This window comes from Tenacibaculum profundicola (genome assembly GCF_057220795.1).
Window position 1 is genome coordinate 25806 of sequence record NZ_CM170137.1, and the last position, 15422, is coordinate 41227.

Sequence of the window (15422 nt, forward strand, 5' to 3'; positions counted from 1 at the left end):
TTTATCTTTTGAAAAATTAGAATTTGCTTATACAATTATCTATACATAATTATGCTTTAATCAATCAATTATCGATTGATTTCACGAAAGGACTGTCAATAATAACAGGAGAAACAGGTGCTGGAAAATCTATTTTATTAGGAGCTTTGGGCCTAGTGATGGGGAACCGTGCGGATTTGTCATCGTTAAAAAACGCAGAAAAAAAGTGTGTTATTGAAGCACAGTTCGGAATAAAGGGATATGATTTACAAAAAGTCTTTGAAGAATTAGATATTGATTATCAAGAAGAGACCATTATTAGAAGAGAAATATTACCTTCAGGAAAATCGAGAGCTTTTGTAAATGATACACCTGTAACCCTTTCTGTGTTAACAGCGCTAAAAACAAAGTTAATAGATATACACTCGCAACATCAAACCCTACAATTGTCTGATGTTGATTTTCAGTTTTCTATCTTAGACGCATTGGCTAAAAATCAGGCGAAAATAGCCTCTTTTAAGCGCGGGCTACGTAAATTTAATGGATTACAAAAAGAACTGAAGAACCTTCAAGAAGAAGCACAAAAATCTACAGAACAATACGACTATAATCTACACTTGTTTAATGAACTGGAAGAAGCTAAGCTTCAACTAGGAGAGCAAGAAACCTTAGAAGAAAAGTTAGAAAAACTTAACAATATTGAAGATATTAAGTTGAGTTTATCTGAAGGGTTACAAATAGCTACAAATGAAGAAATCGGAGCGCAGTCTCTTTTACATTCTTTAGAAAATAATCTATATAAAATAAGTTCATTTTCAAAGGAATACGAAGAGCTGTATACCAGAACTACTAGTTTGAAAATTGAGCTAGACGATATCATTACAGAGTTAGAATCAGCAAACGAAGAAGTAGATTTTAATCCGAATGAAATAGATGAATTAAATGATAGACTGCAACTAATTTATAACCTGCAGAAGAAGCATTCGGTAGCAACAATTAAAGAGCTAAAGGAGGTTTATGAATCATTAGCTGAAAAAGTAGCTAAAGTAGAAGGAGCGAGTGAAGCTATTGTTAATAAGGAAGGGGAAATAAAGGCAGTAGCAGAAAAATTAGATGAAGTAGCTAACTTAATTACAAAGGGAAGACAAAAAGCAATACCCAAACTAAAAAAAGAAATAGGCTCTTTGTTAAAGGAATTAGGAATGCCTGATGCGCAATTCTTGATTGAAGTAACACCAAGTCAAGTATACACTGCTAATGGAAAAGATGATTTGCAGTTTTTGTTTTCAGCTAATAAAGGAGGGAACTTTGGAGAACTTAAAAAAGTAGCTTCAGGAGGTGAATTATCTAGAATCATGCTATCAATAAAGAAAATACTTTCAGCGAATATACAATTGCCAACCATTATTTTTGATGAAATTGATACAGGTGTTTCTGGTGAAGTATCGAACAAAATTGCCAAAATTATGGATGATATGGGGAGTAATATGCAAGTGATAACTATTACCCATTTACCACAAATAGCATCAAAAGGTCAACAACATTACAAAGTTTTCAAAGGAGAGGAACATGGTGTAACAACATCTAATTTAAAACAATTAACCTATAGTGAACGTGTAGCCGAAATTGCAGAAATGTTAAGTGGAAAAGACTTTTCTGAAAGTGCCTTGACGCATGCGAAAGAATTACTAGGCTAAAAAGTAATAAACGAAATTAAGATAAAGGTTTATATTTGCCTTTACAAATAACTAAAGAAAAGACTACAGTATTATGTATAATTTATTAAAAGGAAAAAAAGGAATTATTTTTGGAGCTTTAAACGAGCATTCAATTGCATGGAAAGTAGCAGAAAGAGCACATGAAGAAGGTGCTGAATTTGTACTTACCAATGCGCCTATAGCGATGCGAATGGGAGAAATAAATGCTTTAGCTGAGAAAACAGGCTCACAGGTAATTGCTGCAGATGCTACTTCTATGGATGATTTAAACAATTTAGTTGAAAAATCTATGGAAATTTTAGGAGGTAAAATTGATTTTGTTTTACACTCTATAGGAATGTCTGTAAATGTACGTAAAGGTCGTCATTATACTGATTCTAAGTATGATTTTACGATGAAAGGGTTTGATGTTTCAGCATTATCTTTTCATAAAACAATGAATGTTTTGTATAACAAAAAGGCCATGAATGAATGGGGAAGTATTGTCGCTTTAACCTATATGGCAGCTCAGAGAGTCTTTCCAGATTATAATGATATGGCTGACAATAAAGCCTACTTAGAGTCAATTGCGCGTAGCTTTGGTTATTTCTTCGGACGCGAACATAAAGTGCGTGTAAATACGGTTTCACAATCTCCAACACCAACAACTGCAGGAAGTGGAGTAAAAGGTTTCGATGGATTTATTTCTTACGCAGAGAAAATGTCTCCATTAGGCAATGCTTCGGCTTTAGAGTGCGCAGATTACACAATTTCATTGTTTTCTGACTTAACAAAGAAAGTAACCTTACAAAACTTATTCCATGACGGAGGATTCTCAAATATGGGGGTAAGTGACGAAGTAATGAGTAAGTTTATTGAAGAATAAATAATTTCAATTGAAAGTATAGAATATCTTAAAATGCAAATCGTTAGATTTGCATTTTTTATTGAAGTTTAGTACATATGGATCATATATTAATAGAGAAAGCATTAGCTGATTTAAGAGAACAGTTAAAAAGTCATGAGTTGTACAACTCTATAGAAAACATAGAAGATGTCAGAATCTTTATGGAAGAACATATTTTTGCTGTATGGGATTTTATGTCTTTATTAAAAGCATTACAACAACAACTGACTTGTGTGTCATTACCTTGGATCCCTGTTGTAAATAGTAAAACTGCTCGGTTCATTAATGAAATCGTTTTAGAAGAAGAAACGGATGTAAATGAATTGGGTGAACACAAGAGTCATTTTGAAATGTACATAGATGCCATGCAACAAGTAAAGGCAAATACATCTCAAATTTCTACTTTTTTATCAGAACTGATAGATGGTAAAAACATCAATGATATTATAGAAAACCTTACCATTGCTCAAGAAACAAAAGACTTTTTAGAATTTACATTTGAAGTTATTAATACAAAACAACCACATATTGTTGCAGCTAGTTTTACCTTTGGAAGGGAAGATGTAATACCTGATATGTTTATAGAAATTGTAAAAAATACGGAAGAAAGAGAAAATGTGGATTATGGAAAGTTAAAATATTATCTCAATAGGCATATTGAATTAGATGGAGATGAGCACGGACCATTAGCTTTACAAATGATCATTGAATTATGCGGAGATGATGAGCAAAAATGGAATGATGTGTTGTATTATGCTAAAACATCGTTAGAAAAAAGAGTGGCACTTTGGAATGGGATAACAAAACGAATTAAAGAAAGTGTCGTTTACTAAATCACGATCAAGAAATTAAGTTAAGTAGCAAAATAGTTACGGTTATGTTTAAAACCATAGAATAGAATGAGTGTGTTGTTATCAATAATTGTACCTGTTTATAATAGACCCAATGAGATTGATGAATTGTTAGAAAGTCTTACAGAACAAGATTTCAAAGGTAGCTATGAAGTAGTAATTGTAGAGGATGGTTCTAGCGAAACTTCAGAAGAAATAGTTGAGAAATACAGTGAAAGGTTAGCTATACAGTATTGGTATAAAAGTAATTCAGGTCCTGGTGATTCTAGAAATTATGGAATGAAAAGAGCCTCAGGGAATTATTTTATAATTCTAGATTCGGATGTCATATTACCATTCCATTATTTAAGTACGGTTCATTCTTTTTTGAAAGAAAATTACGTGGACTGCTTTGGAGGTTCGGATGCAGCCCATGATAGTTTTACAACATTGCAAAAAGCAATAAACTATGTAATGACGTCATTTTTTACAACGGGAGGTATTCGAGGAGGAAAAACAAAAGTTCAAAAGTTTGAGCCTAGAAGTTTTAACATGGGTATATCGAAAGAAGCTTTCGAAAAAACCAATGGTTTCTCCAGAATTCACCCAGGAGAAGATCCTGATCTGTCTAGAAGAATAGAAAAAGCGGGTTTCAAAACTTGCTTTTTACCTAATGCACACGTATATCACAAGAGAAGAATTTCATGGAGTAAATTTTATAAGCAAGTAAAAAAATTCGGTATGGTTAGACCGATTTTATCAAGCTGGCATCCAAAAACAGCCAAGATTACCTTTTGGTTTCCAACCATGTTTGTTTTTTTTGTTATATTTTCAGTAGCAGGAGCTTTTTTAAGTAAAAACGTGATGGTACTTTATCCTCTTGTAGGATATTTAACATTGTTATTTATACATGCAACACTGCTAAATAGAAGTTTCATGGTAGGAGCTTTTTCTGTTTATGCTGTTCTTATTCAATTCTTTGGATACGGTCTTGCATTTTTAAAATCTACTTTTTATATTCGACTTTTGAAGAGAGATCCAGAAGAACAATTTCCTTATTTATTTTTTAAGAATAATTAATGAATATAAGTTCTTATTTTTGGTAAAAAATAACTTAACATTTGTGAAGAAAATTTTAGTTACAGGAGGTGCTGGTTTTATAGGTTCACATCTTTGTGAACGATTGTTAAACGAAGGAAATGAAGTAATTTGTTTAGATAATTATTTCACGGGAAGTAAAAAGAACATACTCCATCTTTTAGAGAACCCTTTTTTTGAGCTTGTTCGCCATGATATTACGGAACCATACTATGCAGAGGTCGATGAAATATATAATTTGGCATGTCCAGCCTCACCAATACACTATCAATACGATCCGATAAAAACAATTAAAACGTCTGTTGTTGGTGCCACCAATATGTTAGGCTTGGCGAAAAGAGTCAATGCTAAAATATTACAAGCATCTACTAGTGAAGTTTATGGTGATCCTAAAATTCACCCCCAACCAGAAAGTTATTGGGGAAATGTAAACCCGATAGGATTGCGATCATGTTATGATGAGGGAAAGCGTTGTGCTGAGTCTTTGTTTATAAATTATCACAAACAAAATCAAGTAAGAATTAAAATAATTAGAATTTTTAATACCTATGGTACGAGAATGGATTCTAATGATGGTAGAGTGATTTCAAATTTTATTGTACAAGCATTACAGGGAAAGAATATTACTATTTACGGAGATGGTTCACAAACAAGAAGTTTTCAATATGTAGATGACCTTATTGAAGGCATGATTAGAATGATGAATACCGAGGAAGAAATTACGGGACCTGTAAACATTGGTAATCCTTCAGAGTACTCGATTTTAGAATTGGCAAAAGAAATCATAAGATTAACGAATTCCTCTTCCAAGATAATTTTTAAACCTCTACCAGAAGATGATCCAATGCAAAGAAAACCAGATATATCATTAGCAATGAAAATTTTGGACAATTGGAAACCTGTGGTGGGTTTAGAAGATGGTTTGACCAAAGTCATTGCATATTTTACTGCCACTATCTAAAACCATTTACAAATTAAAATTACGGTAGTAAAAGCCCTTTTTTCCTTTCTTCTTCATTATTAAAAGAAATCATAAGCTTAAGATATACTTGATTTTTATAATTTCTATAAAGAAAAAGCAATCATTTGATTCAGAGTAATTTCAATTCATATAGGGTATAACTAAAATTTAAAAACAGCAAAAGCTCCATATCATGGAGCTTTTGTTGTTTTCAGCAAGTTATATACTATTTTTCTGGGTTTAAGATCCCTAGAATAGCCCCACCTTTTAAATACTTTTTAGCAACATTTTGAATATCATCAATGGTTAATGCATTTACTCGGTCTTCAAAAGTAAAAGAGTCAGTTGCATTATTGTTTAGATAATCAATGTTTTTTAGTGTATTTAACCAGTAACGATTCTTTTTTAGGTCTTCTTTATGATCAGCGATCAGTGCCTTTTTAGCTTTCATCAAATCCTCATTAGTAGGTCCATTTTCTACAATTGAAGTAACTTGATCAATAGAAATCTTTTTTAGTTTTTCAACATTGTCTGGAGCACAAGGGAAGGAAATGGTAAGGTTAAACCATCCATAAGGCATTTTTGATATAGAACCACGAGTTCTTGATGAATATACGCCTCCTTCTTGTTCACGTAATTTTTCTGTTAATTTAATGCTGATAATATCCCCTAAAGTAGAAAAAGCCAATGCTTCGTTTTGGTTATAACTAGCTTTACCTTGGTACATTATTTTAACATTACTCTTAGGGTCTTTACCCTTAGCCACTGTTTTACTATGTGCGCCAGATAATGGTCTAAAATCAAATGTTTTGTAAGATTCTTTTGAGTTTTTACTAGGTAAACTACCGATGTATAATTTCGCAAATTCAGCCAGTCTATTTTCATCAACATTTCCAACAAAATAAAAATTAAAATCTCCAGCATCAGCAAAACGCTCTTGATACTTTTTATACGCTAAATTATAATCAGCGTTATCATATGCTTCTGGAGAAGGAAAGCCAGTATAACGAGGGTTTCCTTTATTTAAAAAGTCTTGCATTTCTTTTTGGAAGAAGAAATTTGGACTGGCTAATAGGTTTCCTAAAAAGCTTTTTTGTTTGTTAATAAACGAATTAAAGGCTTTGTCATCTTTATTTAAAGAAGTAAAATACAGATGTACCATTTGAAATAAATCCTCAAGGTATTTTGGAGAAGCAGAACCTCTAAAGCCTTCACTAAAACTGCCGATAAAAGGGGTAACTCTTGCAATTTTACCAGACATCATTTTAGATAGATCTGTTTTAGAATACCCATTAATTCCTGCTTCTGCCAAAGCTCCATTGGCAAAAGCAGTAGCATTTAAATCACTATTTGAATATAATGAGGTACCACCAAAGCTGAAACCATTAAATAGAACTTCATCGTTTTTAAAATCAGTTTTTTTATACGTAACCGTAGCTCCATTACTAAGCGTTAGAGTCTTGGTACCAAGTGCTTTATTATTGGTGGTGTTGATAATCGTGCCTGGTACTGGCATCTTAGTCATTAAAGAAGTAGCGACTACTTTGTCTTCATAGGGTTTTAAATCTTTAGTTTTAACATCTTTTAATGCGTTAATCACCTGTTCTTTTGTTACTATTTTTTTAGGGCCAGTAATTACAACAACTCGGTTATCATCATGTAAATAGTTGTTGATAAGTTTGTTTACGTCATCAAGTTTAATTGTTGGTAATAGCATGGTTTTCGCCTTGTATTCCCAATCGATACTAGGTATAGGGTCTTGTTCTAAGAAATTATTTATATATTGACGAACAATTGCTTTAGATTCTCTTTTGTCTTTATCATTAAAAGCCTTTTCGATACTAGCAATAATATTGTTTTTAGCTCTTTCTAATTCTCCAGACTTAAATCCATAACGCTTTACTCTTTCACTTTCATCTAATAGTGCTTTTAGCCCTGCCAACTGTCCTTCAGCACTGGTACCTGCCATTGATTGGTACGCGTTTTTTCCTCGTGCCCAAGTACCACCGTGATAACTATAACCATACACAAAAGGAGGAACTTCACTATTCCGTAGCTCATCCAGTCGATTATTAATCATTTGAGTAAATAGTGACTTTACTAATGATTTTCTATAATCATTTATAGAAACGTTAGGAGTAGCCTCATTGTGATCTTTGTACATTAATTGTACTCTTGAAAAAGGAGCTTCTTTATCTGCTTCAATAGCAATAAATGTTTCTTGATGATTTTGTAATGTAGTAACGCTTCTTTTTTTAGGGTTTTTAACGGGAGAGATTTTCCCAAAATGAGCTCTTATTTTTTCTTCAAGTATAGAAACGTCAACATCACCTACGGCTATAATAGCCATTAAATCTGGACGATACCAGTCTTTATAAAAACGACGTAAGCTTTCATGTTTAAAGTTTTTTAAGCTATGTTCTGTACCAATAGGGAGGCGGTCTGCGTATTTTGACCCATGCATTACAATAGGAAGATACTTTTCAAGCATACGGCTGTCCGCACCTCTTCTAGATCTATACTCTTCTAAAACAACACCACGCTCTTCGTCAATATCTTTACCAGTGAGTAATGCCCCGCTAGCCCAATCTTCAACTATTTGGAACCCTTTTTCTAACTTAACTTCATCATCACTTGGTATGGGTAAAATATAAACAGTTTCATCAAAACCGGTATAGGCATTTAAATGGGCGCCAAACTTTACTCCAATAGATTGGAGATAATCAATTAATTCATTTTTTTTAAAATTTTTAGTTCCATTAAAGTTCATGTGCTCCATGAAGTGTGCTAATCCTAATTGATCATCATCTTCTAAAATAGAGCCTGCGTTAACAACTAAACGTAATTCAACTTTGTTGGATGGTTTAGGGTTTTGTTTAATGTAATAGGTCATTCCGTTTGAGAGCTTACCTATTTTAACAGAAGAATCCGTGGGGATCTTCATTGACATCATTCCCCCTTTTTTAGTTGACTTAGTTTTAGTAGTCTGAGCAAATGATGTTAAAGTCATTAACAGCATTACACATGAGAAAATAGTACATAGTATTTTTTTCATTTTTTTAAATATTTGATTGAGTGTACAATATACTTATCATATACCATGTGAACTAAGCTTTTAGTTATAAAATAGTGTTAAAAAAACTCTCAAGAAATTGAGAGTTTTATATTTTATACTATATGATTTGATGAATGCTTTCTGGCGGGCGACCTATAACGGCTTTGTTTCCATTAATTACTATAGGACGTTCAATTAATTTAGGATGTTCAAGCATTGCTTTTACAATTTCTGTATCAGAAAGGTTTTGGTCTTTAAAATTATCTTTCCATATTTTTTCATTTTTGCGAACTAAATCAATAGGAGAGATTTTTAATAATGCAATAATATCCTTTAATTCCTCTTCGCTAGGAACATTCTCTAAATACTTTACAATTTCATAGTCTTTTCCTGAATTTTCTAAAATTGCTACTCCCCTTCGAGATTTACTACATCTATTATTGTGATATATTTTTATCATGTTATATGTTTTTTCTCCAATAAATTATAAGAAACATCTATTTATAAACTTTCTTTTTGTCCCATCATCATTAAATAGGCCTTTAAAAATTGATGGATATCTCCATTCATCACGGCATCCACATTACCTGTTTCATGTGCTGTTCTAACGTCTTTGACTAATTTATAAGGATGCATTACATAATTTCGTATTTGACTACCCCATTCATTTTTCATTTTGTTTGCTTCGATATCTGCACGAGCAGCTTGACGCTTTTGTAGTTCTATTTCGTATAATTGCGATTTAAGCATTTGCAAGGCAGTAGCACGATTATCGTGTTGTGATCTTGAGTTAGAACATTGAATTTGAATACCTGTTGGTTTGTGTAGCAATTGTACTTTAGTTTCCACTTTATTTACGTTCTGCCCTCCAGCACCACTCGAACGAGCTGTGGTAATTTCAATTTCTGCTGGGTTGATTTCAATTTCGATAGAGTCATCAGCAACAGGATAAACATATACAGACGAAAACGAAGTATGACGCTTGGCATTACTATCAAAAGGAGAAATCCTAACTAGTCTATGAACACCATTCTCACCTTTTAACCAACCAAAGGCAAAATCTCCATCAAATTCTAGAGTTACGGTTTTAATACCAGCAACATCTCCTTCTTGGTAGTTAAGCGTTTTAATTTTATAACCTTGCTTTTCAGCCCACATGGTGTACATACGCATTAACATTTCCGTCCAATCGCAACTTTCAGTACCACCTGCACCTGCAGTAATTTGAATTACGGCACTTAAGTTATCACCTTCTTCAGAGAGCATGTTTTTAAATTCAATGTCTTCTAAAATTGATGAAGTTTTGTTAAACTGCTCAGCAACTTCTTCTTCTTCAACTTCTCCTTCTTTATAAAAATCATATAAAACAGAAAGGTCGTCTTTTAAAGTAACAATAGCGTTATAGTCATTTACCCATTTTTTCTTTAATCGGAGTGATTTCATCAGTACTTCAGCCTCTTTCGGATTATTCCAAAAATTAGGGTTTGCTGTTTTTTCCTCTTCATTTGATATCTCTATCAGTTTTTTCTCAATGTCTAAATAATCTTTTAGTTTATTTACACGATCTGAAATATCTCTAAGTTGTTCTAGTGTAATCATAATTGAAACAAAAGTAAGTTAAAATTTAGATTTTGTACAGAGGGTTTATAAATTACTAATAAGATTTTTAGTTTTAGCGTAAAAAATCAGATAATGAAAATGATCTTCCTAGGAAGTATATTGTTGTATATCATTATTTTTATTTTTGCTATGATAAGTGTAGCGAAGATCTTTATTGATTTTGGCAAACTAAGTTATTTACGTACACGATTTTTCGGAAGTATATAGATTTAGCTTTATTGTTTTCAGGCTCATTTAAAGTAGAACTTATAAAACGAAACGGATATGCTTAGTTATCGTGATAAAATTGTTACATTTTGATGAACCATTTTTTATAGGATAGTTTGTTTTTATAAATTTTCAAAGTAAATTGGTGGTCGAAAAATACTGAAAGGGGGCAGTATTAATTTTTCAAGTAAAAATGGAGGGATATACACGCCCAAATCAAAAAATAAATTTTTTAATCAATTATGACCATAAATTTAATAAGCGATACCGTCACGAAACCAACGAAGGAAATGTTAAAAGTTATGATGCATGCTGAGGTGGGGGATGATGTGTTTAAAACAGATCCTAGTGTCAATGCTCTTCAAGAGAAAGTTACCACTATGTTTGGAATGGAAGATGCATTGTTTTTTCCTTCAGGAACTATGGCAAATCAGACAGCAATTAAACTACATACACAACCTGGCGATAGAATGTTTTGTGATAAATGGGCTCATGTGTACAATTACGAGGGTGGGGGAGCCGCTTTTAACGCAGGAGTGACCTCGTGCTTAATTGATGGAAAAAGAGGTATGTTTACTGCGAGTCAATTAGAAAGTGTGGTTGGAGGAAGAAACGATATACACGTACCTTTTAATAAGCTGGTTTGTGTTGAAAATACCACAAATAAAGGAGGAGGTGCTTGTTGGGATTTTGATGAGTTAAAAAAAATAAGAACTGTAGTAACAGACAATAATTTGATATATCATTTAGATGGAGCGAGGCTATTTAATGCGTTAGTATCAAAAAATGAGACAGCTAAACAATACGGGGCTTTATTTGATACCATTTCTATTTGTTTATCCAAAGGGCTTGGAGCTCCTGTCGGGTCTGTTCTTGTTGGCACAAAAGAACATATAGAACAAGCTTTACGTATTCGAAAGCTTTTTGGTGGGGCTATGCGACAGGCAGGTTTTTTAGCTGCGGCGGGAATGTATGCCTTAGATAATCATGTTGAACGTTTATCGGAAGATCATCACAAAGCCCAGCAAATAGGTGATGTATTGAATTCATGCTCATTTGTCAAAAAGGTAGAGCCAGTAGAAACAAACATAATTATATTTTATGTGGAAGACACTATAAACCCTGATGATTTTATAGAGAAAATGGCTGATAAGGGAATATTACTAATTTCTATGGGAGAAGGAAAATTAAGAATAGTAACGCATTTAGATTTGACCGAAGAGATGTTATCTGTTTTATTAAAAGAATTAAAGAATTATTAAAACAAAAAAGAGAAGTTTTAAAACTTCTCTTTTTTGTTTTTGAAACTATTTCCGTAGATAATAGATTTTACAAAGTATAATTTGGCTTTAATTTGGCTCATCAAGCTTTGCCAATTCTTTATAGTTTTTATTTAATTTTTTCAAAAGAATACCATAGAGTAACTGATATATTAACCACATACAACCAACTAATAAAATACCCATAAAAAGCATAACCAAACCAGTTACCAATACTTCTGTAGTACCAAAATCGACGAATTTAATTTTAATCGTTGCAACTACTACAATTACGATTGTAATAAAGGCATATGCTAAATTCAAAAAAATGTAATTGCGAACTGTTCTCCTTGTTTTCAGAATTTTATTCATTAATTTTTTGGTGCTATCTGTTGCAGAGATACTTCTGTAATTTTTATAGAACAGATACAAAAAAACGAGTATTACTGGATATAAAATAACCTGTGAATAAAAAGCATATCCTTCTATTCCAAGCTCCTTATAACTGTTGTTTAATTCGCCGAAATCGGAAAACAAATAAAAGCTAAATGGAAGTGTGATTTCCAATAAACCAATAATAAAAATCCATTTTACAATTGATGATGAATTTGAGTGTGACATCTTATAAATATCAACCTTTGAAAGCTTATTATTTTCTTCTGGTTGACTGTCCCAAACTTTTTTATATTTATCTAATGTATCCATATATATTTATGGGGTCAATATTTTTTTTAATTTTTCCTTGGCTCTATTCATTTTAACACGAGCATTTACCTCGCTAATTCCTAGAGTTAACGAGATCTCTCTGTATGCTTTGTCTTCTAAGTATAAAAATATGAGAGCCTTATCAATATCGCTTAATTTCTGAATTGCTTTATACAAAGCTTTTAACTGTTGTTCTTCTGTGTCATCATATTCATTAAACTGTATTTTATAAGCAAAATCACTAATATCTTGTGTTTTTACTGTTCTTGTTGATTTTCTGTACAGTGAAATAGCCGTATTTAAAGCTACTCTATACATCCATGTACTAAACTTAGCATCACCTCTGAATTTATCGTAATTTTTCCATAGTTGTATGGTTATTTCTTGAAACAAATCATTGTGAGCATCTTGGTTTGTAGTATATATTCTGCATATTTTATGCACGATGTTTTGATTGGTTTCAAAATCAGATAAAAATTTATTTTCGAGTTCTTTTTGCACGAAGTTTAGTAACTGTTGATAATATATAAGTAGTCCAAAAATAAGAAACGTTACACTAGGATGTCTTTTTTTTAATTTTTTTTTTAAAATTGACAATTCAGTCTTAAAATACTACAATTCGGTAGTTTTAAGTTTTCAAGTTTACCATACCTCCTGATATTTGTGGTGTTATTAACTTTAAAATAAAAAATATGAAAATTTTAGTAAACATTTTAGTACTGCTGCTACTATTTATAGGAAAAGTTATGTTAGCACAAAATCAAATAATTACGGCAACAGTTGTGAATGCAACTTCAGATAAAGGAACTATAAAATACTCTTTGTTTGATAAAGAAGGTTTTTTATTAAAGCCATTACAAGCTAAATCAGTAAAAATAGATAAAGGAAGGAGTACGGTTACCTTTGAAAACATTAAACCTGGTGAGTATGCTGTTGTTTGTTATCACGATAAAAACGAAAACAATCAAATGGATTTTGAAGCTAGTGGAAGACCCTTAGAAGACTATGGAGCTTCTAACAATGTGATGAACTATGGCCCTCCTCAATATCGCGATGCAAAGTTTATAATTTCTGATAAAGATGTATCTTTAGAAATTAGATTATAAAGAATAAAAATCAATAGTAAATGAGAACTCAGAAAGATATTTTTTCATTAAAAGAATTAAAAAAAGGATTTTGGTTGGCGATTAAATTAACCATATTATTTGGTGTGTTCTTTTATGCTATTGATGGGGTGTATACACTAAAGAGATTAGCTATGTCTCTTGTTGTTTCGGCGATGTATACATTTTTGCTTGGGTTCGGACAAGGGTTTTTAAATGATTACTTAAGTACGAAATGGGATTGGGTATCGCAAACCAATCAACGAGTTTGGGTAGGTATATTTGCTACAATTTTATATACAGTTCCTGTAATTTTATTAATTGATTATATATTATTTATTAGAATACAGGGGCAAAATCCAGCGTTGTTTTTCAAATCTAGTATGATGTGGACGCATATTTTTTGGATTCAGTTTTCTTTTGGAGTATCTGCTTTTTTACATGCCAGAGGTTTTATGATTGAATGGAAAAAAGCGACAACTCAAGAAAAAACAGAGCAACAGATTGTAGCCAAAACAGAAACGGCGAAATTTGAAACTTTAAAAAGCCAAATTGACCCACATTTTTTATTCAATAGCTTAAATGTATTGATTTCTTTAATAGGTGAAAACCCCTATCAGGCAGAGAAGTTTACCACGAAACTATCAAAGGTATATCGTTATGTTTTAGAACAACGAAACAAAGAATTAGTGCCTATTCAGGAAGAATTGAAATTTGCAAAAACCTATATGCAGTTGTTACAAATGCGTTTTGAAGATGCTGTAAAATTTAGCATTCCTGAAACACTAAACAACCCAGAATTAAAAATAGTACCATTATCCTTACAATTGTTGCTTGAAAATGCAGTGAAGCACAATGTAGTATCAACAAAAAAACCTTTAGAAATACGCATTTACCAGGAAGGTGAATTTTTACAAGTTCAAAATACCATAAACCCTAAAGAAGCCATTGGAAAAAGTACTAAGGTTGGATTGAGTAATATCGCTGATAGGTACGGATTGATTACTACTAAAAACGTACAAATAGAGAATAACAACAAAACATTTACAGTGAGTTTACCACTGTTATTAAAAACAAAAGACATGAGAGTAGATACCAATAATTTTGAAAATAGTAAATATGTAAAAGCGCTTGAAAGAGTTGAAAAACTGAAAGAGTTTTATCGAAATTTAGCCTCTTATTGTATTGTGATTCCTTTTTTGATTTTTATCAACTTTCAATTTTCTCCTAGGTTTCATTGGTTTTGGTTTCCAATGATTGGCTGGGGAATGGGATTATTATTTCACTTTTTAGAAGTAAATAACTACAGTCTATTTTTAGGAAGAAATTGGGAAGAAAGAAAAATAAAGGAAATAATGGAAGAACAAGAAAAACATGAGAGATAATAGAGATGGAATAAGATTTTTTATACGAGTGTAAATACGAAACCGCAAAGAAAAAAGTAAAAAAACTAAAAGGTATGTATCTTCATCCAGTGGTAACGATGATAATAGCACCAGTATTGGTTTTTCTAAGTTTAAAATTCTCGCCACAATACCATTGGTTTTGAGATGCAATTTTAGGGTTGTCTTTAGGACTTATTCCTCATGGCATTTGGTTTTTTGTAGCAGATGTATTTGGGTATGGAAAAGACTTGGAAGAAATATAAATTAAAAAATATTTAAATAAAAGCGAATAATTATGGATAGAGATTACACAAAAGAACAGAAATATATACTCGCTAAAAGGAGAGTTGAAAATATAAAAGGGTTTTATTGGCATGCAGTATCCTATGTTTTGGTTAATATATTTATATCAACCGTGATTATTATTGGTTTGATGGCTGATGACGGTGATTCTCTTTCGGAGACGATACAAAATTTTGGAGTATATGCAACTTGGATTTTTTGGGGAATTGGACTGTTTTTTCACTGGCTAAAAGTTTACGGATCTGGCTACTTCTTTAGTAAAGAGTGGGAAAAACGAAAGCTGCAAGAGTTTATGAATAATGAAAAGTAAGAA

The 15422-nt window shown here is 32.0% G+C and carries 14 protein-coding genes; 9 read left to right on the plus strand and 5 right to left on the minus strand.

Going from position 1 to position 15422, the window contains the following annotated elements; genetic code table 11:
* Positions 1–23 precede the first annotated feature (23 nt).
* From recN to AC2TDS_RS00150, 5 genes are all read left to right on the plus strand, one after another.
* Complete coding sequence (recN, locus tag AC2TDS_RS00130) at positions 24–1676, plus strand: DNA repair protein RecN (protein ID WP_484737103.1); 1653 nt, start codon at positions 24–26, stop codon at positions 1674–1676.
* Positions 1677–1749: 73 nt separating this feature from the next.
* Entirely contained in the window at positions 1750–2562 is an 813-nt protein-coding gene (locus AC2TDS_RS00135) for an enoyl-ACP reductase FabI (protein ID WP_484737104.1), read from the plus strand.
* Between the two features lie 77 nt (positions 2563–2639).
* Entirely contained in the window at positions 2640–3416 is a 777-nt protein-coding gene (locus tag AC2TDS_RS00140; RefSeq protein ID WP_484737105.1) for a DUF3050 domain-containing protein, read from the plus strand.
* A gap of 66 nt (positions 3417–3482) precedes the next feature.
* Positions 3483–4493 carry a glycosyltransferase family 2 protein gene (locus AC2TDS_RS00145; RefSeq protein ID WP_484737106.1) on the plus strand — a complete coding sequence of 337 codons (1011 nt, stop codon included), beginning with the start codon at positions 3483–3485 and terminating at the stop codon, positions 4491–4493.
* A 43-nt stretch (positions 4494–4536) separates the two neighbouring features.
* The gene (locus tag AC2TDS_RS00150; protein WP_484737107.1) at positions 4537–5472 is read left to right on the plus strand and encodes a UDP-glucuronic acid decarboxylase family protein; all 936 of its coding nucleotides are present in this window, start codon (positions 4537–4539) and stop codon (positions 5470–5472) included.
* Positions 5473–5698: 226 nt separating this feature from the next.
* Here AC2TDS_RS00150 and AC2TDS_RS00155 read toward each other — a convergent pair whose 3' ends face one another.
* From AC2TDS_RS00155 to prfB, 3 genes are all read right to left on the minus strand, one after another.
* Positions 5699–8527: a M16 family metallopeptidase gene (locus AC2TDS_RS00155; RefSeq protein WP_484737108.1), complete on the minus strand. Its 2829-nt coding sequence runs from the start codon at positions 8525–8527 to the stop codon at positions 5699–5701.
* Between the two features lie 118 nt (positions 8528–8645).
* Positions 8646–8987, minus strand: coding sequence for an arsenate reductase (glutaredoxin) (gene arsC / locus AC2TDS_RS00160; protein WP_484737109.1), 342 nt, complete (start codon positions 8985–8987; stop codon positions 8646–8648).
* A 41-nt stretch (positions 8988–9028) separates the two neighbouring features.
* Positions 9029–10126: a peptide chain release factor 2 gene (gene prfB / locus AC2TDS_RS00165; RefSeq protein ID WP_484737110.1), complete on the minus strand. Its 1098-nt coding sequence runs from the start codon at positions 10124–10126 to the stop codon at positions 9029–9031.
* A 470-nt stretch (positions 10127–10596) separates the two neighbouring features.
* Between prfB and AC2TDS_RS00170 the strand changes: the two genes are divergently transcribed.
* The gene (locus AC2TDS_RS00170) at positions 10597–11616 is read left to right on the plus strand and encodes a threonine aldolase family protein (protein WP_484737111.1); all 1020 of its coding nucleotides are present in this window, start codon (positions 10597–10599) and stop codon (positions 11614–11616) included.
* Positions 11617–11703: 87 nt separating this feature from the next.
* Here AC2TDS_RS00170 and AC2TDS_RS00175 read toward each other — a convergent pair whose 3' ends face one another.
* Together AC2TDS_RS00175 and AC2TDS_RS00180 are read right to left on the minus strand one after the other, a co-directional pair.
* Positions 11704–12318, minus strand: a complete 615-nt coding sequence (locus tag AC2TDS_RS00175; protein WP_484737112.1) for a DUF8845 family protein — start codon at positions 12316–12318, stop codon at positions 11704–11706.
* A 6-nt stretch (positions 12319–12324) separates the two neighbouring features.
* Complete coding sequence (locus AC2TDS_RS00180) at positions 12325–12819, minus strand: RNA polymerase sigma factor (protein WP_484737113.1); 495 nt, start codon at positions 12817–12819, stop codon at positions 12325–12327.
* A 191-nt stretch (positions 12820–13010) separates the two neighbouring features.
* On the opposite strand from AC2TDS_RS00180, the gene AC2TDS_RS00185 reads away from it, so the two are divergent.
* The 3 genes from AC2TDS_RS00185 (at position 13011) to AC2TDS_RS00195 (ending at position 15419) form a co-directional block, all read left to right on the plus strand.
* Complete coding sequence (locus AC2TDS_RS00185; RefSeq protein ID WP_484737114.1) at positions 13011–13424, plus strand: DUF2141 domain-containing protein; 414 nt, start codon at positions 13011–13013, stop codon at positions 13422–13424.
* Positions 13425–13444: 20 nt separating this feature from the next.
* Positions 13445–14806 carry a 2TM domain-containing protein gene (locus AC2TDS_RS00190; protein WP_484737115.1) on the plus strand — a complete coding sequence of 454 codons (1362 nt, stop codon included), beginning with the start codon at positions 13445–13447 and terminating at the stop codon, positions 14804–14806.
* A 295-nt stretch (positions 14807–15101) separates the two neighbouring features.
* Positions 15102–15419 (plus strand): 2TM domain-containing protein, encoded by a 318-nt coding sequence (locus AC2TDS_RS00195; protein WP_484737116.1) that lies wholly within the window; start codon positions 15102–15104, stop codon positions 15417–15419.
* The last annotated feature ends 3 nt before the right edge of the window (positions 15420–15422 follow it).